At 64.6% G+C, this 24331-nt stretch carries 17 protein-coding genes; 11 read left to right on the top strand and 6 right to left on the bottom strand.

Annotated features, from left to right (window positions below; all coding sequences use genetic code 11):
- Positions 1 to 178 precede the first annotated feature (178 nt).
- Complete coding sequence (gene proS / locus ACFQO4_RS01730) at positions 179 to 1666, bottom strand: proline--tRNA ligase (RefSeq protein WP_500259283.1); 1488 nt, start codon at positions 1664 to 1666, stop codon at positions 179 to 181.
- Positions 1667 to 1823: 157 nt separating this feature from the next.
- Between proS and ACFQO4_RS01735 the strand changes: the two genes are divergently transcribed.
- Both ACFQO4_RS01735 and ACFQO4_RS01740 read left to right on the top strand, forming a co-directional pair.
- Positions 1824 to 2795, top strand: a complete 972-nt coding sequence (locus tag ACFQO4_RS01735) for a quinone oxidoreductase family protein (protein ID WP_500260438.1) — start codon at positions 1824 to 1826, stop codon at positions 2793 to 2795.
- A 112-nt stretch (positions 2796 to 2907) separates the two neighbouring features.
- A complete protein-coding gene (locus ACFQO4_RS01740) occupies positions 2908 to 4173 on the top strand; it encodes a sulfite oxidase (RefSeq protein WP_500259284.1) in 1266 nt (421 codons plus the stop codon).
- 22 nt (positions 4174 to 4195) lie between these two features.
- Here ACFQO4_RS01740 and ACFQO4_RS01745 read toward each other — a convergent pair whose 3' ends face one another.
- Positions 4196 to 4681, bottom strand: coding sequence for an 8-oxo-dGTP diphosphatase (locus tag ACFQO4_RS01745; protein ID WP_500259285.1), 486 nt, complete (start codon positions 4679 to 4681; stop codon positions 4196 to 4198).
- A 214-nt stretch (positions 4682 to 4895) separates the two neighbouring features.
- On the opposite strand from ACFQO4_RS01745, the gene ACFQO4_RS01750 reads away from it, so the two are divergent.
- Entirely contained in the window at positions 4896 to 5555 is a 660-nt protein-coding gene (locus ACFQO4_RS01750; RefSeq protein ID WP_500259286.1) for a helix-turn-helix domain-containing protein, read from the top strand.
- Between the two features lie 275 nt (positions 5556 to 5830).
- Here the strand turns inward: ACFQO4_RS01750 and ACFQO4_RS01755 are convergent, their stop codons facing one another.
- On the bottom strand, positions 5831 to 7120 hold the full coding sequence (locus tag ACFQO4_RS01755) for an MFS transporter (RefSeq protein ID WP_500259287.1): 1290 nt from the start codon (positions 7118 to 7120) through the stop codon (positions 5831 to 5833).
- A gap of 191 nt (positions 7121 to 7311) precedes the next feature.
- Here ACFQO4_RS01755 and ACFQO4_RS01760 point away from each other — a divergent pair, with 191 nt between their 5' ends.
- The gene (locus ACFQO4_RS01760; RefSeq protein ID WP_500260439.1) at positions 7312 to 8289 is read left to right on the top strand and encodes an aldo/keto reductase; all 978 of its coding nucleotides are present in this window, start codon (positions 7312 to 7314) and stop codon (positions 8287 to 8289) included.
- A 225-nt stretch (positions 8290 to 8514) separates the two neighbouring features.
- On the opposite strand, the gene ACFQO4_RS01765 is transcribed toward ACFQO4_RS01760, so the two are convergent.
- Positions 8515 to 9111 carry a DUF6149 family protein gene (locus ACFQO4_RS01765; protein ID WP_500259288.1) on the bottom strand — a complete coding sequence of 199 codons (597 nt, stop codon included), beginning with the start codon at positions 9109 to 9111 and terminating at the stop codon, positions 8515 to 8517.
- Between the two features lie 195 nt (positions 9112 to 9306).
- Between ACFQO4_RS01765 and ACFQO4_RS01770 the strand changes: the two genes are divergently transcribed.
- A complete protein-coding gene (locus tag ACFQO4_RS01770; RefSeq protein WP_500259289.1) occupies positions 9307 to 10545 on the top strand; it encodes an NAD(P)/FAD-dependent oxidoreductase in 1239 nt (412 codons plus the stop codon).
- 309 nt (positions 10546 to 10854) lie between these two features.
- On the opposite strand, the gene ACFQO4_RS01775 is transcribed toward ACFQO4_RS01770, so the two are convergent.
- Positions 10855 to 12585 (bottom strand): outer membrane protein assembly factor BamB family protein, encoded by a 1731-nt coding sequence (locus ACFQO4_RS01775; protein ID WP_500259290.1) that lies wholly within the window; start codon positions 12583 to 12585, stop codon positions 10855 to 10857.
- 807 nt (positions 12586 to 13392) lie between these two features.
- Here ACFQO4_RS01775 and ACFQO4_RS01780 point away from each other — a divergent pair.
- From ACFQO4_RS01780 to ACFQO4_RS01800, 5 genes are all read left to right on the top strand, one after another.
- Positions 13393 to 15453 (top strand): histidine kinase N-terminal 7TM domain-containing protein, encoded by a 2061-nt coding sequence (locus ACFQO4_RS01780; protein WP_500259291.1) that lies wholly within the window; start codon positions 13393 to 13395, stop codon positions 15451 to 15453.
- A 241-nt stretch (positions 15454 to 15694) separates the two neighbouring features.
- Positions 15695 to 15922, top strand: a complete 228-nt coding sequence (locus tag ACFQO4_RS01785; protein WP_500259292.1) for a DUF7979 domain-containing protein — start codon at positions 15695 to 15697, stop codon at positions 15920 to 15922.
- A 146-nt stretch (positions 15923 to 16068) separates the two neighbouring features.
- Positions 16069 to 16479, top strand: a complete 411-nt coding sequence (locus ACFQO4_RS01790; protein WP_500259293.1) for a DUF7124 domain-containing protein — start codon at positions 16069 to 16071, stop codon at positions 16477 to 16479.
- Positions 16480 to 16481: 2 nt separating this feature from the next.
- Complete coding sequence (locus ACFQO4_RS01795; protein WP_500259294.1) at positions 16482 to 17348, top strand: DUF7847 domain-containing protein; 867 nt, start codon at positions 16482 to 16484, stop codon at positions 17346 to 17348.
- A gap of 61 nt (positions 17349 to 17409) precedes the next feature.
- Positions 17410 to 17949: a DUF5815 family protein gene (locus ACFQO4_RS01800; protein ID WP_500259295.1), complete on the top strand. Its 540-nt coding sequence runs from the start codon at positions 17410 to 17412 to the stop codon at positions 17947 to 17949.
- A 126-nt stretch (positions 17950 to 18075) separates the two neighbouring features.
- Here the strand turns inward: ACFQO4_RS01800 and ACFQO4_RS01805 are convergent, their stop codons facing one another.
- Positions 18076 to 20913 (bottom strand): PAS domain S-box protein, encoded by a 2838-nt coding sequence (locus ACFQO4_RS01805; protein ID WP_500259296.1) that lies wholly within the window; start codon positions 20911 to 20913, stop codon positions 18076 to 18078.
- A 166-nt stretch (positions 20914 to 21079) separates the two neighbouring features.
- Between ACFQO4_RS01805 and carB the strand changes: the two genes are divergently transcribed.
- Entirely contained in the window at positions 21080 to 24250 is a 3171-nt protein-coding gene (carB, locus tag ACFQO4_RS01810) for a carbamoyl-phosphate synthase large subunit (protein ID WP_500259297.1), read from the top strand.
- Positions 24251 to 24331 lie beyond the last annotated feature (81 nt).

A 24331-nucleotide genomic window follows, 5' to 3' on the forward strand; every position in this document is an offset into this window, starting at 1 on the left:
GGTGAGTCACTCATTCACTCACTCTCCCTTCCACACATTTCCCTGCGCTCACGCTCACTCATTTGCTCACACTCGCACACACCCGTTCACGGAGAGACGAGGGCTCGAGGGCGCCGCTACGCGAACACACGGGCACCAGAAGAACGTTTCGAGACGAACAGGGGAGAGGACCGCTCGATCAGTAGGTTCTGGCGAAGTACGCCAGCTGATCGGCGTGCTCGCCACAGACCGTACAACTGGCGTCTTCGTCGTCGGGCGCCGCAGCTTCGCCGTCGGTCTCGGCGCTCTCCTCGGCGAGGGGCTGGAGGACGATCTCCGCGGAGACCTTCTCCTTGATGGCCTCCTCGCAGGCCTGGTCGCCACACCACGGGACCTTCACGTAGCCGCCGTGGCGTCCGATCGTCCCCATGATTTCCTCAGGACTGTCGGCCGTTCGGACGTTCGACTCGAGGGTTTCTCGAGCGGCCTCGTACAGTTTCTCGTAGATTTCGTCGAGGTGCTCGTCGACGGTGTCGGCGACGCCTTCACGGTCGGCGACGGTCTTCTCGTTGTCCGGGCGGTGGACTAGCGTGACCTCGCCGTCGTCGGCCTCGTTGGGGCCGATCTCGATCCGAAGGGGGACGCCCTCGAGTTCGTGTTCGTTGAACTTGAAGCCGGGATTGCGCTCGTCGCGGTCGTCGAGTTCGACGCGGAAGCCAGCAGCCTCGAGTTCGTCGGCGACCTCGTTAGCGTAGCCCAGGACCTGCTCCTCGGTGTCCTCCTGCCAGATGGGGACGATGACGACCTGCGTGGGCGCGACGGTGGGGGGCAAGACGAGCCCCTGGTCGTCGGAGTGGGTCATGATGAGCGCCCCGAGTGCGCGCCAGGAGAGCCCCCACGAGGTCGTGTAGGCGGTCCGCTCCTCCTCATCCTCGTCCGCGAAGGTGATGTCGAACGCCTCCGCGAAGCTCTGGCCGAGGTGATGGCTCGTACCGCCCTGGACGGACTTGCCGTCGGGCATCAGACACTCGACGGTCGTCGTGGTATCGGCGCCGGGGAACTTATCGTGTTCGGGCTTTTTCCCCTTCAGCACGGGGATAGCGAACAGTTCCTCGTAGACGCGTTCGTACTGCTCGAGTCGCGTCCATACCTCCTCCCAGGCTCCCTGGTTGGTCTCGTGGGCGGTGTGACCTTCCTGCCAGAGGAACTCCTTCGTGCGGAAGAACGGCTTCGTGTCCGTCGCCTCCCACCGAACGACCGAGCACCACTGATTGAGCCGCATGGGGAGATCGCGGTGGCTACGCGTCCACTCGGCCATGAACGGCGCGATGATCGACTCGCTGGTGGGCCGGACGGCGAGGCGCTCCTCGAGTTCGTTGTGTCCGCCGTGGGTGACCCACGCGACCTCGGGGTCGAATCCCTCGACGATGTCCTTCTCGCGCTCGAGGTAGCTCTCGGGGATGAACAGGGGGAAGTAGGCGTTCGTGACGCCGGTCTCCTTGAACCAGCCGTCGAGGGTGTCCTGGAGGGTCTCCCACAGCGCGTACCCGCGCGGTTTCGTGACGATGAAGCCGCCCATGGGGGCGTAGTCCGCTAAGCCGGCCTTCTGTACGACCTCGGCGTACCATTCGCCGGGTCGATGATTCTTGGACTCGGTGATCCCGAGTTCCTGTGATTCGTCGCTCATACCTCGACAGTCTGCCAGCGCGCTCTTAAACGATGCGAAGGTGTGTGAGCGTTTCGAGTCCTCACCGTCGCTCGAGAAACCCGGCGCCGGTTCCTTCCGGTTGTCGGTCACTTATGCGGCGAGGGGACGAACCGTCCACTCGAAAACTATGACCAGCATGCACGCCATCGAAGTCAACGAGTACGGCGACAGCGACCGACTCGAGTACACCGAGCGTGAGGTTCCGGAACCGGGACCGGGCGACGTTCGGATCGACGTCGAGGCCGCGGGGATCAACTTCGCGGACGTCATGCAGCGACGCGGGGTGTATCCGGGTGGGCCGGAACCGCCGTACGTCCCCGGGATGGAAGCCGCCGGAACCGTCGACGCCGCGGGTGAAGGCGTCGACCTCGAGGAAGGCGACCGCGTGGTCGGCATGCTCGGCGGGGGCGGGTACGCCGAGTACGCCACCGCCAACGCGCAGATGCTCCTGCCCATCCCCGATGGGATGAGCTTCGAGGAAGCCGCCGGCTTCCCCGTCCAATTCCTGACCGCCCACTCCTGCCTGTTCGAGTGGGGCGAGCTCGAGGAGGGCGAGTCCGTCCTGATCCAGGCCGCCGCGGGTGGCGTCGGCACGGCGGCAGTCCAGCTGGCCTCGCGGGCCGGCGCGGAGGTCTTCGGCACCGCGAGCACCGAGGAGAAACTCGAGCTGGCGTCCGACCTCGGGTGTGACTACCCGATCCAGTACACCGAGGTCGACTTTCGCGACCCCATCGAGGAGGCGACGGACGGCGAGGGCGTCGACCTCGTCCTCGAGAGCGTCGGCGACGACGTGTTCGACCGGAGTCTCGACGCTCTCGGGCACTTCGGGCGGCTGGTCACCTACGGCGTGGCGAGCGGCGTGCCTGCGAACGCCGAGAACCGACGTCTGCTCTTCGAGAACAAGTCCGTCGTCGGGTTCCACCTCGGTCAGGCGTCCCGTCACGACCCGAAGCGAATCATGCGGGCAGTTCCCGACCTGACCAAAGGGCTGGCCGAGGGCGAACTCGAGGTAATCGTCGGCGAGACGTTCGCGCTCGAGGACGCGAACGAGGCCCACCAGTTCATCGAGGACCGAAAGAGCGTGGGGAAGGTCGTGCTGGTTCCCTGAGAAGCAGGCGGTCGTCGACTCGAGACGGTGAGCTGACGGTTCGAGAGGGCGCATCGGTGAACCTCCGGTGGCGAGTGATAGCTATTTTGTGCTGCCTGTGGGCCACTCACCTATGGCCACGGAACGCCCTCGAGAGGACCGTCACAGAGAAATCGACGCGATCGTGGAGGCGAAGGCGGGCGGTGTCGCGGAGACGAGAGACGAGGCCGACAAGTACACCGTCCTCGGGGCCGCCAGCCGACGCACGTTCGCGAACTGGCTGACGCCGATCGAGGAACACTTCGTCTGCCATCGAAACGACATTCCGGACGCCGACGCCGACGCGTGGACCGTCTCGCTCAGCGGCCAGTTCGAGGGCACCCTCTCGATGGCCGACGTCAGAGAAGAGTATCCGACGGTCGCAGTCGCACACACGATGGAGTGTGCCGGCAACGGACGGGGCCAGCACCGACCCGAGACCGGCAGCGTCCAGTGGGACTGCGAGGCCGCAGCCACCGCCTTCTGGACGGGGACGCCAGTGAGTTCGATTCTGCGCGATTACGGTGTGACCGATTCCGAGGGGCAGTGGCTCACGGCCGTCGGTGGCGATCCGTCCGACGGCGACGACGTCTTCGCCCGATCGATTCCGCTCGAGAAAGCCCTCGACGACTGCCTCCTCGCCTACGAGATGAACGGCGAGCCCTTGCCACGGGAGCACGGCTATCCCGTCCGCCTGATCGTCCCCGGCTGGTACGGCGTCAACAACGTCAAGTGGGTCGAGGAACTCCGCGTCATGGACTCGATGGTGACCGAGGGGAGCCTCGAGCGCCCCGGAGAGCACGCCTACTGGCAACAGGAGTCCTATCGCGTGCACCCCCAGGGAGTCGAACCCAATCAGAACGAGACGGTCGACACGTACGATACGTGGGCCCAGCTCGAGGGCGCGGTCGAGCACCCGTACACGTTCGACGCGAACGTAATGTCGCTAATCGGCGCGCCATCCGTGGAGTCGCCCGTCGACGTGCGACCGGACGCGTCGCTCGAGGTTCGCGGCGTCGCCTGGGCGGGAGACGACGGGGTCGACCGCGTCGAGGTCTCGACCGACGGCGGTGAGACCTGGGACGACGCGGAATTGTTCGGCCCCGACTACGCGGGCGCGTGGCGACTCTTCCGGTACGACTGGGACGCCCGGCCGGGCCATCACACCCTGCTATCGCGCGCGACCGACGACCTGGGCCGTCGACAGCCGTCGCGAATATCCGAACCGGACGCCTGGCGTGACGCCCTCGAGAACGACGAGTACCCCTGGAACGAAGGAGGCTACGCCTCGAACGCGTACGAACCCAACGGCGTGGACGTCGAGGTCCGCGCCAGGGACGGCCGGGACGTCAGAGACTAGTCCGTCGGTTGCCCCAACGCCGTCACTCCTCGAGCGATGCGCCGCGCTCGAGGTCGTAGTCGACGAACTCGGCCTCGTCGAGCGGTCCGCCGCCCTCGAATGCGAACGTTCCCTCGACGGTATCGCCATCGAGCACCGCGGGCAGCCAGAGGTGATCGTCCTCCCACATGCGGTCGTAGGGCACGTCATCGACCGAAACCCACACGGGGTGGGCTTCCTCGGTCGCCACCGGTTCGCCATCGTAGACCTCGGTCCGGAACACGTGACAGACGGTGTGGACCTCCCCGTCGAGAGTGAACGTGAGCTCGCCGGCCTGCTCGAGCGCCTTCAACGGAATCTCGAGGCCGACTTCCTCGCGAACCTCGCGAACGGCGCACTCCCGAGGCGTCTCGCCGCCCTCGAGTTTGCCGCCGGGTCCGTTGTACCACCCCTCGCCGAGTCCACGCTGCTTCTCGATGAGGAGCACGTCGTCGCCGTCCAGGACGAAACAGAGCGTCGCCTCGATCATGCTCGAGGGTTCGACTGTGCGGACAAAACTGGTGTGGTCCGCTGCAGCTGAGGCTTCGTTTCACCCCGAGGTAGACGGGCCTGATCTCGGCCGTCCGCATACGGCCAACCTCGTCGGATGAGACTCCCTGTCGATAATGGACCGTACGAACTACGTCTCTCGTTTCGATCCGGTCCACAAAATCGAAGGTCGATGACAACAAATAGACTCAACGATGGCCACCGAAGCGACGTTTACTGTCCCCTCGAGTCAGTTCCCGCTGGGGACCGTGTTCGAGCAGCTACCGGACGTGACGGTCTCCCTGGAGCGGATCATCCCCGCACAGGACGTGGTAGTGCCCTACTTCTGGGTGCGAGGGACCGTCGTCGACGACATCGAGGAGACATTTACCGAACACCCCGGCGTCAGAGACATCCGTCTCGTCGACTCCGTCGCGGACGAGTATCTGCTGCGCGTCGAGTGGGCGGTCGAGTATTCGGGCGTACTCAGCGCGCTCGTAGAGACGGAGATACCGCTCATCGAAGCCGTCGGCACGAGCCAGGAGTGGACGTTCGACGTTCGCGGCGACGACCGAAGCGACATCGCGGCCTTCCAGCAACGCTGTCGGGAGCTGGACGTACCGGTCACGCTGACGAGCCTCCACGCGTTGACTCCGGTCGAGACGGACACCGAGGCGGCACTCACCGAAACCCAGCAGGAGGCGCTGGTACTCGCGTTCGACCGCGGCTACTTCGAGACCCCCCGGGAGGTGACGATGGCAGAGGTCGGCGACGAACTCGACATCTCCCAGCAAGCCGTCGCCTCTCGCCTTCGGCGCGGAATAAAACACATTCTGGGGAGTACGCTCTCCGAGACAGGCCGCTCGGATCGATAGATCGCTTAAAAGGGTTTTGTATAACGCGAAGCAATCCTGATGATCGTTCTCCGTCGAATACACGAACGATGCCCTCCGGTGAACGCGAGCGTACACTCGTCGCATGTTCCGCCTGCGGGACCGCCTACGCAGCCACGAGCTGGCCCGACGGAAAACTGCAACCGATCGGTACGAAGAACGGCTGTCGGTGCGGGTCGACGGAGTTCAGCGAGGTCCGTTATCGAGAAACCACCCCTCAGGAGGAAGAAGCCGACTGACCGGTTCGAAGCAGCGCGCTAGGCCTTCGCGTCGGCGCTCGAGTCCGCGTCCGTCCGGTCGAACAGGCGGTCGAGACCGAGTGCGAGCGCGGCCGACAGGGTGGCTCCGACGAGGGCGAATCCGGCGAGCGCGACGAAGAAGGTCGCGAGGCCCGCCTCGCCGAGCAGAAATCCACCGATGGCGATGCTGGTCGCGCCGAACCCGAACTCGCCGAGGTAGGTGTAGCCGTAGGAGAGCCCGCGGCTGTCGGCGGGCGTGTAGACGGCGACGGCGTTCTGGTAGAACGGCTGGATGGCGAACAGGACGAAGCCCAGGACGCCACAGAGGACGAGCAGGGCACCAAGGCCGCGGTCGACGATGGGGACGAACGCGAGCGCGAGGGCAGCCAGGACGGCGAAGAGGGCGGCCAGGCCGCGAGCCGCTGGAACGCGATCCGTGAGCTTTCCGCCGGTATACTGGCCGGCCATGCCGACGACCAGCAGGCCGACGTAGACGTAGAAGCCAGGGTCGATGTCGTAGCGCTCGAGCGTCGGGAACAGTTCGAGTCCCTCGAGCGCCGGCAGGCCGGTCATGATCTCGGGCAGGTAGGTGAGCACGCCGCGGTAGTACAGCCCCTCGAAGGTGACGAGCACGAAGACGATAGCGAAGGCGCTGGCGAAGAGCGCCCGGGAGTTGGCAATAAATTCCGGCACCGAGAGTGCCTTATCCGGCCCGGCGTCGACTTCGTCCGCGACCGCGGCGGTCGCGTCGAAGTTCGCACTGAGCCCGTAAGCGACGGCGATGAAACCGGGGATCGCCAGCAGGGCGGCGACCACGGGCCACTCGAGGACAATCAACAGCGTGGCGGCGACGAACGGCCCGAGAGCGATGCCGAAGTTGCCGGCGATGCCGTGCCAGGCGAAGACGGTGCCGCGCTCCTCGACGCCCGTACTGATGAGCGCGAGGCCCGCGGGGTGGTAGACGCTGGCGGCGACGCCCCACAGCAGGAGGCCAACGGCGACGGCGTAGATAGACTCCAGAATCGAGGCCGCCGCGAGGACGACGAAGGCGAGGCTCATCCCCAGCAGACAGAGCAGGATGAGCCGCTTCGGGCCGTACCGGTCGGCGAGGACGCCGCCGGGAAGTGCGCCGATGCCGAAGGGGGCGTACCCCAGCGCGACGACGAACCCGACGAGGGTAACACTCACGTCGAACTCGGCGAGCCAGACGACGAGGAAGATCGGGATCGAGGTCTCGAACCAGTGGACGAGGGCGTGGCCCGCCATGGTGAAACCGGCGATCGAGCGGTCGTTCGAATCGAGAGACATGCGAGACAGTGGTCAAACGGCTGGCGCCGGGGTACTTAGCGACTCGGAAATCGGCAGAGTGGCGGCGGACGGTCGCTGGCCGCGCTCGCAGCCCTCGAGAACCTGAGACGCTGCCCCACACCCGCACCCTTTTGTCGGGCACCGATGTGTGACAGGGTATGGCGGATCGGACGATCGGCTACGCCGACGAGATGGAGTACACGACCCTGGGCGAGACGGGACTCGAGGTCTCTCGTCTCTGTCTGGGCTGCATGAACTTCGGGAGCGCCGAGCCCTGGATGATCGACGACGAGGACCAGTCGATCGAGATCGTCGAGCGCGCGCTGGATCTCGGAATCAACTTTCTCGATACAGCCAACGTCTACTCCCGCGGGGAGAGCGAGGAACTCGTCGGCCGGGCGATCGAGCCCTACGACCGGGACGAACTCGCGATCGCGACGAAAGTCTTCGGACGCATGGGCGACGGGCCGAACCAGCAGGGCCTCTCGAGAAAGCACGTGTTCGACCAGTGTCGAGCGAGTCTCGAGCGCCTCGGGACCGACTACGTCGACGTCTACCAAATTCACCGCTGGGACGAGGAGACGCCGATCGAGGAGACCCTGCGCGCGCTCGACGCCCTGATCGATGAGGGGGTCGTTCGCTACGTCGGCGCGAGTACGATGACGGCCTACCAGTTCACGAAGGCGCTGTACACCGCCGACGTCGAGCACCTCGAGCGGTTCGTCTGCATGCAACCGGAGTACAACGCCGTGGATCGCCACGAGGAGGCGAACCTCCTCCCCGTATGCGCGGGCGAGGGGATCGGCGTCATCCCCTGGTCGCCGCTGGCCGGCGGCTTCCTGACCGGAAAGTACGACCAGGACGACGACCCGGAGGGAGACGTGCGGGCCGCGACCGACGAGTACACGAGACGGCGCTTCACCGACGAGAACTGGGCCGTTCTCGAGGTCATCGAAGAGCTCGCCGAGGAACGGGGCGCGACCCCCGCACAGGTGTCGCTGGCCTGGCTCCTCCACAAGGACGTCGTCGACGTGCCGATCGTCGGCCCGCGGTCGATCGACCACCTCGAGGAGAACGTGGGGGCCGTCGATGTCGAGTTGGCGGAGGGCGACCTCGAGCGCATCGAGGAACCGATCGATCCGCGGTGGCCCGCGCCGGGGAAGAACTGACGAGGCGGAGACGACACCGTCGACGAACTCAGTAGCTCGGGTCGATGTTGACGTGTCCTCTCCAGCAATTAATGTAAAAATATGCTATACTAAGACATATTTACATAATCAATGTGTGGTCATACTATGAAACGGTGAGAGTGGCTCCACTTCGGCATCCTCGATACCGTCCGTTCCAATGGGCTAGGTAGCTCACCCGCTATTCAATTTCGGACGGCGTAACCGCTAGTTCTCCTCGAGCGGCTCGTCGTTCACGCCAACGGCTTGCGAGACGTCCACGTTCTCTGGGTCGTCCTGGCCGCCGACGACCAGTTCGCCGTCCTCGTTTTCGACGTAGACATCGTCGGCGAACCCGCCCTCGGCGTGGGGATGCTCGGGATTCTCGAGGCGTTCGGGCGTCGACGGGGCCTCCGGAAGCCCACCGTCGGGCCTGAACTCCCCCAGGGGTCGATCGATCGTGATTCCCCAGGTTGCGAAGAAGTCGTGGTACCGGTCGTAGTGGTCCTCGAGTTCGTCGGCGGGGAACTCCATCATCTCGGTCCAGCCGTGGTTGTAGAAGTCGAAGTTCGCCTGGATGTGCGTGATCTCGCGGGCCTCGGCCTCGGAGTACCCGGCGCGCAGGGCCTCGAGGTAGCTGTCCATCGTCGCCTCGAAGAGGCCGTCGAGGTGGGCCTTGCGCTCGTCGGCGCGGGCCGGATCGGCCTTCCCCAGGAAGATCTTCGTGTGGAGGCGAACGAGGCCCGAAATGGCCAGTGAGCGAACGACTGGGGTCTCGAGCGCCTTCCGAGAGGCGAAGTGACGGGCGTTCTGGCGGAGTTTCATACTCGAGCGGACGGACTCGAGCCTAATGAGCGATGTGGAGTGGACGGATCGTCTATCTATAGAATGTATAGTATTTTCGATTCCTGGATGACGAACGAGCGACGCCCACGGCGAGGCTACCCGACGATGGCGCCTCGACCTCGAGGGTAGTCCAGATAGCAACCGACTTTAACCCCCGTTACGAAATTTCCCGACATGACCGAGTACGTTATCATCGGGGACGGGATCTCCGGCAGTTCGGCCGCGGAGACACTCCGGGAGGAGGATCCGGAGTCGTCGATCACCGTCATCACCGATGAGGGCGAACCGCTGTACAATCGTATCCTGATCAAAGAACACGCCAAGGGCAAACTGCCCGAGGCGCCCATCTCGATTCACGACGAGGACTGGTACGACGAGCGCGACATCGACCTCTCACTCAACACGCACGTGACGACCATCGACACCGACGAGAAGGTCGTCTGCACCCACGAGAAAGACGACGTTCCCTACGACAAACTGCTGATCGCGACGGGCGGGACGCCCACGCAGTTGCCGGTCGAAAACAGCGACGCTGAGGGCGTCCACCACTTCTGGACGTTCCAGGACGCCCGGAAGATCCGCAAGAGCGCCGAAGCCGCCGACGACGCCGTCATCGTCGGAGCCGGATTGTTGGGCATCGACTTCGCGGCAGTCTGTGGCTCCCAGGGCGTCGAGGGCAAGTTCCTGATGCGCGGCGACCGCTGGTGGCGCTACGCGCTCTCGGCCGATGGCGCCGAGATCATGCACGAGGGGATGCGAAGCGTGGGCGTCGAACCGGTCTTCGACAGCGGCGTCAGCGAGTTCGAGGTCGACGACGACGGCCGCGTCGAGGCCGCCATCGGCGGCGACGGTAACCGCTACCCGTGTGACTTCGCCGGCGTCGCGATCGGCCTGACGTTCAACACCGAGTTCCTCCACGACACCGACATCGAACAGGACAACGGTATCGTCGTCGACGAGTACATGCAGACGAACCTCGAGGACGTCTACGCGGCGGGCGACCTGACGCAGTTCTACGACGTCCTCCTGGGCGAGCAGGCCCAGAACGGCTCGTGGGGCTCGGCCAAAGAGCAGGGTCGAGTCGCGGGCATCAACATGGCCGCCGACGACGAGGCCGAGCCTTTCGAGTGGGTCTCCTCGTACTCGATCACACACTTCGACTTCCCGTTCCTCTCGTTTGGCCACCCCACCCTGGGCGACGAACACGCCGAACGCCGCTACTCAGACACCGAGTGGCGCCGCATCGCGTTCAAGGACGGCAAGGTCGTCGGTGGCGTCCTCATCGGCGACCTCTCCGCTCAGAGCAAGCTCAAGCAACTCATGCGCCAGCAGCGTATCGTCGCCGACCAAGCCGAGGTCCTCCTCGAGAAGCAAGTCGACCTCGACGAACTCGCGCCGAGTCAGGATCAATAATCGGGTAGTCGTCGCGAAAGGCCTGTCGCTCGTTCATCGACACACAGCAGGTTTTGTTATTGTTGAGGACCTCGTACGGTGATACGTTGTAGCGGTTGTGCTGAACTCACAGCGCGAACGTTGCAACCATACCTGCTCGAGGAGAGGGTATCTGAATTACTCGATATCCGTGTGAACGAGCTCACTTCTGGATTGACAGCTGCCTGCGTCTGGCGAAACTACCGGGTAGCACGCATGCGGGTGTCAGGCCAGCGAGATTGTCGGGTTTTACCGACTCTCGTCGCGATTCACCGCACCCGACAACTCCTGTTACTCGTCCGGTTCGTCCGTATTCGACTGCCGGCGCAGCCACTCGAGGCCGAGGAGGCCGCTGAAGATCCCTGCGCCGGTCGTGAAGCCGGGTGACTCGTCCGCGTCGGTCTGGGAGGTGCGTTCTTCGGCCTCGTTAGCTCCGTCGTCTCCGTCGTCTCCGTCGTCTCCGTCGTCTCCGTCGTCGGAGTCGGTTGTGTTCTCGTCATCGTTGGATCCGTTTCCGTCGGTTCCATTCCCATCGGATTCGGTCGTGTCCTCGCCGTCGTCGTTTTCGTCGCCGGGAACTTCGCAGCTATCGCCGCCGCCGGTCTCCTCATCTTCGTCCGGCGTCTCCTCGTCGCCAGTGTCGTCGGTGCTGTCGCCGTCGTCGGTGTCTTCTTGCTGGTCGTCGTCGGTGCTATCGTCGTCGTCCGCGCCATCTTGCTGGTTGTCCTCGTCGGTTCCGTCACCCTCGTCACCGGTGTCGTCTTCGTCGTCCGTCTGTTCTCGAAGTGCGACGAGTTCCCCGTCGTGATCAAGGTAGATCGTGTCGCCGCTGATCGCGCGAATCTCTCTCGAGTTTGCAAGCGACGTTTCCTCTCTCCCGACGGACCACTTCTCAGTTCCGTCGTACTTGTTCAGGGCGACGAGTTCGTGGTCGTATTCCTGCTCTCCGTAATTGTGTCCATCCTGATACAGGTAGGCGTAGACGGTGTCGCCGCTGATAACGGCTTGCCCGTAGGTGTACGTAACATCGAGACTCCAACTGTATTCGTCACCGTCGATCGAAGCGCCGGAGTACTCCTGATCGGTGCCCCCGCCGACGTAGATTTCCTCGCCGAAGGCTATTTCGCGAGTCCCGTAGGCCATGGTCTTCCACTCGCCTGTTTGGGCATCGTGCAACGAGCGTTCGTTGTACGTACCAATGTAGTGCGCGACTGCCGTCGACGTCGCGTGGATGCCCTTGGTAGAGGTATGGATTTCCTGTTCATCCTGCCAGACTTCCGCACCCGTCTCGGGTTCGAAGGCAATCGGGCCTGCGCCCGTGCCGCTGTAGATGACGCCGTTTGCTGCGGCAGTCGCAATCACAAATTCGTACTCCGCTTCTCCTTCGCCGTGGTACAGGTCCTCGGGGGCTGTGATTGACTCCTTCTCCCATTGAACCGAGCCGTCGTCGGCGTCGAGTGCATACAGCGTGCCGTCGACGACGACGTAGACGCCACCGTAGGCGACCGTTTGCCAGTGGATTTCCTCTTCGGGGTCGAACTCGGTCTTCCAGCGGACGCTGCCGTCAGCCCGATCGAGCGCGACGACCTCGTCACCGCTAAGATAGACGCTCTCGCCGACGACCGACGGTGTTCCAGCGTGGGCCTCCGTGTTCTCCCAGATCACCGAACCGTCTGCCGCCTCGAGAGCGACTACGCCGTCTTCGGTTGGCGTGTAGACCGTGTCGTCGGCGATGGCGACGGTTCCGGTGTGCCCCATCGAACCGAGATTGCCACGCTCGACGGACCAGGCGACCTCGAGCGAGTCGCCGTCGAACTCGTACCCGTCGTCGATGAATCTGGCGTGGCCGGCGTCACCACGGTGCGACGCCCAGTCTTCGTCCATCTCCGGGTTGGGGACCAGCGACGGATCGGGGAGGTCCCCATCGACGTCGGATGCGCCGACCCCACTCGAGGCGAGTCCAATCCCGGTCGAAAGCGCTGCACCTGCTGCGAGGACCGAACGGCGATGCACATCGTGCATACCCCTTCCACCATCAATAAGTCCCTTTACTATCCAGGTATTATGACTGAGTTATTCTATTTGCAACTGTTTCACATGTCGGATTCACCCTCGTTGACCGGTTCGGGCAACGATTGCCGACAGCAACTCGTCGTGATGAATAGATTCTCAAAATCTCTGACTACCTCCTGACGGCAACTCAGTAGTTCGTTGAGGTGCTAATAGATAGCCGGAGCAACTGTTTCACGAGATGCAAGCCAACTAACCAGAAGTGGTGATTACGCAGTACAGAGCGATCAGTTAACGGACGAAGCAAGTTAGTATCATAGCGACTCCGATCGGGAGATACACTGGCCCTAGCCCAGCGGTGCACGTATTGACCCCGCCGTCAGGCGTATAGGTGACTGTCAGGCCAGTAACTCCCTCGAGTTCGTAGCCACCCGGCGGCCCGCCGGGCCCGTATCCCACATCACTACACGTCGACCAGAAGAATAGTGGACTGATGAGGACGAGGAGGACTCCAAGAAAAAGCAGTCTCCGCCTCGTCTTCGGCTTCATACGACGGCTTCCCGTTCGGGAGTCATAGAATTTTCTACGCTCGTGTGGGGCGTCTCCCACATCGGTTGGTTCCAGATCAATGATCGAGACAAACAACGGATTCCACTCGTTCGATGCGCTTTAGTCCACCTGCAATCGAGCATCAAATGACGTTCTGTTAACGCATCAATTGTCGAACTAATGGCTCGAGCGGAGCCACAACACGGATAACGTCCGAACTCACAGAAGAATGCGTAGAGACTCGCGCCGGGAAGCAGTGAAAGACAATTCATGGAATGGCACGTATCACTGTGGACGGCACTTCTCGGTGTTACCGCGCTCGTCTCGTTCGCGTTCGCGGTGTACGTCTTCCGGAACTACTACCGACGAAACGACGTCGTCATCGTGGCCTTTTTCGGGATCTCCACTGCGACCGTCTGGTGGTCGCTGACCTACGCGCTCCAGGTCTCGGCGACGACGGTGTCGGCCAAATTGGCCTGGAATCGATTCGTCTGGATCGGCGTCGCCCTGATGATGGTCTCGTGGCCGCTCTTCGTTCTCGTCTACACGGGACGTGAGCGGTGGGCTCGTGGGAAGCGGCTCGCCCTGCTCGCCGCGCTACCGACCGCGACGCTCCTACTCGCGTGGGGTGGCAGGGCAGATCAGTTTCTGTATCTCGAGCCGGCCGTCGAATACGTCGATGGGCTCTATTTGCTCACGTTTACGCCGGGGGCGTTCTTCCTGTTCGTGCAGGCGTACTCTTACGCGATCAACGGCATGACCTACGTGCTACTCTGGCGAACGATGAGACGCCAGACCGGGCCGGTCCGTCGGCAGGCGATACTCCTGTTGGTCGCGGGACTCATACCGGCCGTCGCCACTCTCGTCGGTATGACCGGGTGGATCACACCACTGTTTTTCGATCTCACGCCGCTAGCGTTCCTGCTCACGACACCGCTCGTCGCGTGGGCGCTGTTCAGCCACCGGCTGTTCGAAATCTCGCCGGTCGCCCGTGACGTGGTGTTCGAGAACCTGGCGGACGGTGTGGTCGTCCTCTCGGACGAAGATACCATTATCGACGCCAACGACCCCGCGCGGTCGCTGTTCGGCGATCGAATACTCGGGATCTCGCTCCCAGAGGCGTTCGAAGCGTATCCAGAGGTCGCCTCGGTCCTCGAGAACGACACCGAGGACGCGCGCGTAACGGTCGAAACGAGCGAAGAAACGAAACGATTCGAGGTATCTGCGCTGGACGTGACGCCAGGAGGAACCGTTGCGACAGTCCTGCTGTTCGAGGACGTGACCGACGAGGAAACGCTCGAGCGACGGTACCAGAGCATGATCGAAAAGTCACCGAACGTGGTCGCGACCGTCGACGAAGAGTGGACGTTTCGATACGTGAGTCCATCCATCACGCGGGTGCTGGGCTACGAGCCGGCACAGCTCGTCGGTCATTCACTCCTCGAGTACGTCCATCCGGACGATCGAGCAGACGTACTCGAGTTGCGGACACACTCTCGAGAGCGACCCAGCACCGATTCGATCGAACATCGGGTAACACACGCCGACGGAGCCTGGAACGTGTTCAAGACGACGATCGAACCGCTGTTCGACGGCGCCGGCGAGTTCGTCGTGACCTCGACGGACGTCACCGACGAGCGAATCTACGAACAGCGACTCCAGGTGCTCAATCGCGTGCTTCGACACGACGTCAAAAACAACGTGAATATCATCACGGGCTACGTGGATCTGCTCGCGGATCACATCGATGCCGGCGGCGAATCGTACCTCGAAACGATCGAGGAGAACGCGACGGCCCTCGCCGATCTCAGTGAACTGGCACGGGAAGTCGATATGGTGTTACACGGGAAGTCGGACCATCAGACGGTCGACATGGCGGCCGCAGTCGATGCGGCGACCGAGCGGCTACAGCGGAGTTACGACGACGCGACCGTTACTGTCGACATCGACGTCGACGTCGACGAAGCGGCGCTCGCCCTTGTCAATCCTCTGTACCCGTCGGCGATCGACAACGTCCTCAAGAACGCGGTCGAGCACAGTGATCGGTCGAACCCGTCGATCGAAGTCACCGTCGACCGGACGGAGACGACCGTCGACGTGGTCATCGCCGACGACGGGCCGGGCATCCCGGCGGTCGAACGGGAGGTGCTGACTGCCGGACGCGAGACGTCGCTGGAGCACGCCAGCGGACTCGGGTTGTGGCTCGTGAACTGGATCGTTGCTCGATCCGGTGGTGACGTCGAGTTCGCCGAGAACGAGCCTCGAGGGAGCATCGTTCAACTCCAGTTTCCGCGAGCGACCACGGCGACGGCGAGCGCGCAAGCCAGTTGATTTCTCGAGGGTCGATTTGGACGTCGATCGAACTAGTTCACGCTCGAGGAGGAGCCTCGATGACGGTTGCTGGACAGTGGCGGAGCCTCGACGGCGGGAAGGATCGGTGCGAAATCACGTCCACGGATCGACGTACCCTTGGTGAGCGGAACGAGTCGTTAGTGGGCGAACATATTGTTCCGCGCGATTCTTCCTGGAACCGAACGTTTATGACCATCCGTGTCAATTGGTATCTTGGAACATGTCCTCCAGTGACACTGAACCCCTCCAGCGGCAGTTGACCGTCCGGCGAACCGAATCGATCCCGGCATCGTCGCGAGTTCGCCACGTCGATCAGCTGAGTGAGGAGGCACTAACCCGGTTCCTCGAGGTCGTGGAAGCCGGCTCGACTGCCGTCCGCGAGGACATGGAACTGTCCGATGGCGACGTGGTTATTCATACCGACTACTTCTGTGTGAGTTACGACTGAGCCCGGGTCGTTCCAGGTATCAGGTGGCGGATTTCGAATCACCCCACCCGCGGCTGGGTCGACAGTCCGTCTCTGGGCGGAGTACCGTCGGCCCATCGCCGGGCGTATCGAAGCGGTTTTCCGGGGTGCGACGCAATCTAGGCGACATGAACGGCGGAAGCGACATGACGCTCGCGTTCGAACTCGAGGCCCTACAGGCGCTCGCCTCACCGGAGGCCGTCTTCGACGACGCCCGGGGCTGGAGTTCCTACGTCGGCGTCGTCTCCGAGGAGCCGACGTACGTGGTGACGAACTTCACCCGGAAGAACCGGGTCCGACAGGACTTCTTCTCCGGCCCGCGCGGCAAGGCCGAGAGCCTCGAGAGCGTCAAACGTCAGTTCGACACGGAGCGACACGTCTTCGTCGGCGTCGGCGACGACGACGAGGCCCTCGCCGACGAGGTCGGCTGGGAGTTCCTCCACGTCGAAGACGCCGCGGAGGCGGCCGATTGGACGCTGTCGACCGATTCGGAGGAAGCCGACGATCCGGACGAGGCGATTCGCGACGACTGGCCCTGAGCATGGCTCAGCTCTTGGTACTGACGGCCATCGACGAGGCGTTCGAGCGCATCAGCGATCGGCGCGCCGTGGCGGTGCTTTGCGGGTTGGTCGCCGTCCAGGCGCTGATGCTGGTCGGCCTCCAGAGCCAGCTCGAGGCCCAGCGGGCGTTTATCGAGGACGAAGAGCTGTTCGTCCCGGGGTTCGAGACGCTCCCCGACGAGTTGCCCCTCGCGATCGAGCTGTCGGTCGGGCTGGCGACCGCGCTCTGGCTCGCCATGCTGGTGGCGTTCGTCGCGCTCTCGGTGGTCGCGTTTCGGGTGCTCTCTGAGCAGGCGGCACGAACGCGGAGGCGGGACGACGTCGTCGACGTCGATGGCGAACCCGTCGACGGCGAACCGCCCCTCGAGTCACCGTCGACCGATGCGCCCCGGTGGAACGACGGACTCGGCCGAGCGACGCTCTCGGCAGTCGTCGCCGCGTTCGGTGGCTCCCTGGTGGTAGGACTCGGCCTCGCGCTGTTCGTCCTCCCCGGACTCGTCGCCGCCACAGCCCTCGCGTTTACGCACCCGTACCTCGCGACCGAGCGAGTCGGACCGATCGACGCGGCCCGTCGGAGCGTCGAGCTGACCCGCGGCTCCTGGCTTCGCGTCTTCGCCCTCCTCGTCGTCATCCTTCTGAGCTTCCTCACCGTGAGTTCACTGGGCGCCGTCGCCCTCGCCGCCCTCGAGTCGGCGCCCGTCGCGGGCGAACTCGCCAACGTCGCGTTCGGCTCGCTGGCCTGGCTCTTCGCGCTGGCCCTGCTCGCGAGCGGATTCGACCAACTCGAGGCCCGTCAGGCCGAGGAGGACGAAAAGTGGGCGGGTATCGACGACGAACTTCTCCCGTAGGCTCGACACGGGGCCGTCTCGAGTCGTCGTCCTTATCACGACACCGGCCCAAACCCCGGCGATGGCCGACCCCGCGCCTCGCGTCCCGGGCGACGACACCAACCGCCTCGAGCTACCCTGCGGAGAGTCCCTCGACCCCCACGAGATCGACCTCGGTATGCGCGAGTACAGCTGTTCGTGTGGCGATCGCCACGCAGTGGTCACGGACGTCCACCCGCCCTCTCGGTTCGTCCCCGAATCGCTCGTCGCGGTCCTCCGGGAGACCGTCGACACGGCCGACGACTTCGACGAGTTCGGCACGCCCCACCTGCTCGGTATCGTCATGGAGGAGTTCCCCGACGAGGTCGTCGTCCACGACGCCTCCGAGGACGGCTCGGTCGGGTACACCCTCCTGTGGGTCACGGATTTCGAGGCTCGACGGCTCCACGTCGTCGTCGTCGAACTGATCGTCGAGTTGATGGAACACGCGATCAGCCACGCCGACGATGGCGCCGCGATCACCGAGTTCGAGACGCAGATGCTCGAGTTCGACGTCGAGTCGTTCGTCGATCAGTACCGGGACGTGCGGGACTTCGAGAGCGAGCACGATGCACCGGTGTGACGTCGACGTCTATTTTCAGCGAGACGCGTCGTTCCTGGACCGGTGATACCTGACAACCGGGGAAACCGATGACCGCCGAGCGGCTGTACGTCCCGGGCACTCAGGCCCCCGTACGTCGACGAACCGCTAGTCCGTATCGATCCGCGTCACCCGGTCGGCGTCGCCGTCACCGTCAGCGTCGCCATCGCCATCGCCATCGCCATCGTCGTCGGGAGCGACGGTAGCGACGTCGTCCGCCTCGATCGTAATGTCGAACCGGGCGCCCCCGGCCTCGCTCTCCGTCACCGCCACCGACCAGCCGTGGGCGTTCGCCACCTCCGTCACGATCGCCAGCCCGAATCCCGTCCCCTCCGGGTGAGTCGTGTACCCGGACTCGAGGACCGCCTCCCGATCGTCCGGCGGAATTCCCGGCCCGTCGTCGGCCACGTAGAAGCCGTCGTCGCTCGCTCCGACCACGATGTGTACGCCGGACCCGACGTGCTCGAGCGCGTTTCGAAAGAGGTTCTCGAACAGCGCGAGCAGTCGCGTCTCCTCGCCCGTCACGACCGGGAGCGAGCCGTCGACGTCGACGTCGAGACCCGGGTCGACCGTTCGACTGGCCCGTCGAACCACCGTCTCGAGGGAGACCGATTCGGTGTCGGCGAGCTGACGCCCGCTACGGGCGAGCACGAGCACGTCGTCGATGATGTCGTCCATCCGCTCGAGCGCCCACTGGACTTCGCTGACGTGGTCGCGGTACCGGCCGTCGAGTTCGTCGTCGAGCAGGTCGAGGTGACCGGTCGCGAGCGTCAACGGGTTTCGGAGGTCGTGCGAGACCGTCCCCGCGAACTCCTCGAGGCGTTCGTTCTGGCGCTCGAGTTCCTGGCGCCGTCGGTCGAGTTCGCTCTCGCGCTCGGCGCGCTCGAGGGCGGCTTCGACGTTCGCGGCGAGGGTGTCCGCGAGCGCGATCGATTCCTCGTCGAAGTCGTTTCGCTCGGTCGATGCGACGAGGAGAACGCCGTACTCCCCCAGGGGGAGGTGGGCCTCGCTGCGGATCGGCGTCTCGGAGTTCCGAACTCCGTTCTCGCGTCTCACGTCATCGTACGACGTCGGCTCGCCGGTCTCGAAGGCCGTCCACGCCAGGCCACCGTCGCGTTCGATGATCGGGGGGTCGTCGAAGAGGGTAGCCACGTCGTCAGAGACCGCCACGGGGATCAGTCCGTCGGCCTCCGGGTCGTACCGGTGGACGCCGGTGAGCGGATACTCGAGAATCTCGGTGACGAGCTTGCAGCCGACGATGGCGACCTCCTCGGCGTTCTCGGCGGCCATCAGTCGCCGGGTCCCGTCGTGGAGCGCGCGGATCCGCTGTTCGCGCTCCTTCCGTTTACGAATGTCGCGGATGACGCCGACGCTGCCGGTCAGTTCGCCGTCGTCGCCCACGAGTGGCGCGACGTTCGCTTCGGCGACGTGCTTCCGACCCTCGACGTCCGTATAGTCGAACTCGAAGGTTCCCCACTGACGGTCGTCGGCCTCGAAGATTGCCCGTATCTCTCGTTTCCCTCGATCGAGGATCGACTCTGGCATGAACGAACGGGCGTGCGCGCCGACCACCGCTGCCCGGGGTCGACCGACGGCGTCGGCCATCGCGTCGTTCGCGACCACCACGATACCGTTCTCGTCCAGCACATACATGGGATCGCCGACGGTCTCGACCAGCGTTCGGTACTGCTCGAGTTCGCGCTCCCAGCGCTTCTGGTCGGTGATGTCGGTGTAGATGGCGTACTCGTGGATTTCGGACTCGAGTTCGACGGCAAACCCGCGGAAGAGAAACTCGCGTGGCCCGTCGGCGGTCATCCGCGTGATCTCCGCGCTGATGACCTCCTCGAGGCCGACGGAGCCGTATATTTCGATCGGCTCCTCACCTTCCGGGAGGATGCACTCGTCGATCGACTCGTCGACGAGTTCGTCGGCGTCGTAGCCGAACAGCCGTTCGAACGCCGGGTTCACGTCGACGATGACGTCCGATCTGGCCTCGCCGGTGAAGGCAACGCCGTCCGGGACGTTCTCGAATAGTGCACCGAACCGGTCGCGCTCGAGTCGAACCGCCTGTTCGGAGCGGATGCGCGAAATCGCCGCCGAGACGTGCGCGGCGAGCAACTCCGCCAGCGTTCGGTCGCGTTCGGTAAACGCCGCCGGGTCCCTCGAGGCGGCCTGGAGCACGCCGAATTCACCGACGGGAACGCTGAGTCCGGAGCGGATGGCATCGTCGACTGGATCGGCGTCGCCATCGGCCCCGATGTCCAGGTCGAGCGAGGACTCGCCGCGCCGGTAGGTCCGCCCGACGACGCCCTGGTCGAGTTCGAACGTTTCGGTCACTTCCGAGACGATGTCGCCGGCGACGGCTCTCGGGCACAGCAGGCCGTCCTCTTCGACGTAGAGTGCGCTGTCCTCGCTCTCGAGGACGTGAATCATCGCTTCGGCGGCGAGTTGGTAGACCGTCTCCGGGTCGTGGCACGACTCGAACCCCAGGGCGACGTCGTGCATCGCATCGACCCGGCGGAACTGTCGGTCGGCGGTGGTCGTCAAGATGCACTCGACGCGCTCACAGAGAAGTTCGAGGGGATCCACGGAGCCGCCGGCGTCAGTGGGAACGTACGCCGTCGCGTTCGCGTCGAGTGCCCGACTCGCGAGCCGTTCGGAACCGTTGCGAGCGTACAGCACGATGGGAAGGGTGGGATAGGTTCGGCGAACCGTTTCGACGAGCGCGAGCCCGTCGGAGTCGGGAAGGCGGTCGACGGTGACCACGCCGTCTGCCGACCGGTCGCCGAGCGCGCGAACCGCGTCGGAAGCGGTTCCGACCCCCCGAACCGACAGCCCCGGGAACCTCGTCTCGAGCGCGTCGAGGACGCGGCTCGCCCGGTCGGTCGGATCGACGTAGAGGAGCGTCACACCGTCGAACGCTCGGCGCTCACCACCACCAGACATGTAGTTAGCGATAGATGACTGGGGACTCCTATAAGGTGTTCGGCCGTTCGAGGGACCCCGGTGACCGGGCGTGTGGCGGACGCTGTACGAAATTCGAAATTCTATTTCGAGAATCGCACTATTTCGTGGCGCTTATTACGATGTGCACACTTCGAACGGACAACGAATGAGCACCGACCACGACACCGGGGACGACGGACGCACGATCCTGCTCATCGGCAGCGGGCCGATCCAGATCGGACAGGCCGCCGAATTCGACTATTCGGGCGCGCAGGCCTGCCGGGCCCTCCAGGAGGAAGGCGCGCGCGTCGTCCTCGTCAACTCGAACCCGGCGACGATCATGACCGATCCGGAGATGGCCGACAGAGTCTACCTCGAGCCGATCACGACCGACGCTATCGCCGAAATCATCCGGAAAGAGCGCCCGGACGGCGTCATCGCCGGCCTCGGCGGCCAGACGGGACTGAACGTCACGGCCGAACTCGCCGAGGAGGGCGTCCTCGAAGAGTACGACGTCGAGATCATGGGCACGCCGCTCGACACCATCTACGCCACGGAGGACCGCGACCTCTTCCGCCAGCGCATGGAGAACATCGGCCAGCCAATGCCGCGGTCGACGACCATCTCGCTGGACTCGGACGAGACGGTGGCCGAGATCACGGACGAGGACCTTCGCGAACGCGTCGAGGACGCTGTCGACGTCGTCGGCGGCCTCCCGGTCATCGCCCGAACGACCTACACGCTGGGTGGCTCCGGATCGGGCGTCGTTGAGGAGATGGACGAACTCCTCGCTCGCGTGCGGAAAGGACTTCGCCTCTCGCGGAACAACGAGGTCCTCATCACGGAATCGATCGCCGGCTGGGTCGAACTCGAGTATGAGGTGATGCGCGACGCCGACGACTCGTGTATCATCATCTGCAACATGGAGAACCTCGACCCGATGGGCATCCACACCGGCGAGTCGACCGTCGTCACCCCCTCGCAGGTCATCCCCGACGACGGTCACCAGGAGATGCGCACCGCGGCGCTCGACGTCATCCGCGAACTCGGCATCCAGGGCGGGTGTAACATCCAGTTCGCCTGGCACGACGACGGTACGCCAGGCGGCGAGTACCGGGTCGTCGAGGTCAACCCCCGCGTCTCTCGCTCGTCGGCGCTCGCCTCGAAGGCGACGGGCTACCCCATTGCCCGCGTGACCGCGAAAGTCGCTCTCGGGAAACGGCTCCACGAGATCGAAAACGAGATCACCGGCCAGACGACCGCGGCGTTCGAGCCGGCCATCGACTACGTGGTTACCAAGGTCCCCCGCTGGCCCAAGGACAAGTTCGACGACGTCGACTTCGAACTCGGCACGGCGATGAAGTCGACCGGTGAGGCGATGGCCATCGGACGCACGTTCGAGGAATCGCTCCTCAAGGCGCTCCGCTCCTCGGAGTACGACCCCGCCGTCGACTGGGCCGACGTTTCTGACGAGGAACTCGAGGCCGACTACCTCGAGACGCCGACGCCCGACCGCCCCTACGCCATCTTCGAGGCGTTCGAGCGCGGCTACACCGTCGAGGACGTCTGCAGCCTGACGGGCATCTACGAGTGGTACGTCGAGCGCTTCGAGAACATCGCCGAGGCGTCGGTCGCCGCTTCCGAGGGCGACTTCACCGTGGCTGCCGAACTCGGCTTCACGAACCAGCAAGTCGCGGCCCGTGCCGGCGCCGACGTTGGAAGCGTCGAGTCCGCCGCTCCCGAGCGCACCTTCAAGCAGGTCGACACCTGCGCCGGTGAGTTCGCCGCGTCGACGCCGTACTACTACTCGGCGCGGGACGCCCTCGAGTCGGGTTCCTCGCCAATCGCCCACGACGAGGTGCAGGTCGATACAGCCGTCGAGAGCGTCGTCGTCGTCGGCGGCGGCCCGATCCGCATCGGCCAGGGCGTCGAGTTCGACTACTGCGCCGTCCACGCGGTGCGCGCCCTGCGGGAACTGGGCATCGACGCCCACGTCGTCAACAACAACCCCGAAACCGTCTCGACGGACTACGACACCAGCGACGGCCTGTTCTTCGAGCCGATCACCGCCGAGGAGGTCGCCGACGTGGTCGAGACGACGGGCGCCGACGGCGTCATGGTCCAGTTCGGCGGCCAGACCTCCGTCGACATCGGGGAACCGCTCGAGGCCGAACTCGAGCGCCGTGGGCTCGATTGCTCGGTGATGGGCACCAGCGTCGAAGCGATGGACCTCGCGGAGGACCGCGACCGGTTCAACCAGCTCATGGACGAGTTGGGTATCGCCCAGCCCGAGGGCGGCGCCGCCTACAGCCGCGAGGAGGCGTTCGATCTGGCCCAAGATCTGGGCTACCCGATCCTCGTGCGCCCCTCGTACGTCCTTGGCGGCCGCGCGATGCAGGTCGTCCACAGCGACGACGAACTCGAGACCTACATCGAGGAGGCCGTCCGCGTGAGCCCCGACAAGCCGATCCTCATCGACCAGTTCCTCGAAGGTGCGGTCGAACTCGACGTCGACGCCGTTTCGGACGGTGAAGACGTCCTCATCGGCGGCGTCATGGAACACGTCGAGAGCGCCGGCGTCCACTCCGGGGACTCCGCGTGTGCGATCCCGCCGCGCTCGCTCGACGACGAGACGATGGTTCGCGTCCGCGAGGTCACCGAGGAGATCGCGACCGCGCTCGAGACCGTCGGCCTGCTAAACGTTCAGCTGGCGGTCACTGGCGTCGGGACGGACGAGCCGACCGAGGTGTACGTCCTCGAGGCAAACCCCCGCTCCTCTCGTACCGTCCCGTTCGTCTCGAAGGCGACCGGCGTCCCGATCGCCAAACTCGCCGCGAAGGTGATGGCCGGCGAGACGCTCGCGGAGCAGGGCGTCGACGAGCGGATTCCCGAGCACACATCGATCAAGGAGGTCGTCCTGCCGTTCGACCGCCTGCCGGGAAGCGACCCGCGCCTCGGCCCGGAGATGAAGTCGACTGGCGAAGTGATGGGCACCGCGAGCGACTTCGCGACGGCCTACTGGAAGGGCCAGCAGGCTGCCGGCAACGCCGTCAGCGAGGGGACCGCCGTGATCGACCTCGCGGTCGACGGCTTCGAGGGGTTCTTCGACGTCGCCGAGTTCGAGGACGTCCCCGCCGCGATCATGAAGGGCGAGGTCGACTTCGTCGTCAGCGACGACCGCGACACTCTCGAAATGGCCGTCGAGGAGGACGTCCCGTACCTCTCGACGGAAGCCAGCGCTCGCGCGTACCTCGAGGCGCTCGAGGGATTCGACGGCGACCTGGACGTGGCAGCCGTGACCGACCGGCCACAGCAGGTGGCGAACTGGGGTGGTTGACCGGGCCGGCCTTACCCTGGTAAGGGGGCACTGGTGAAGAGTCACACACCACCGAAAGAATTCTGTCAGGCGATTCGGTAT

This window comes from Saliphagus sp. GCM10025334 (assembly GCF_042663485.1).
GTDB lineage: Archaea > Halobacteriota > Halobacteria > Halobacteriales > Natrialbaceae > Natronosalvus.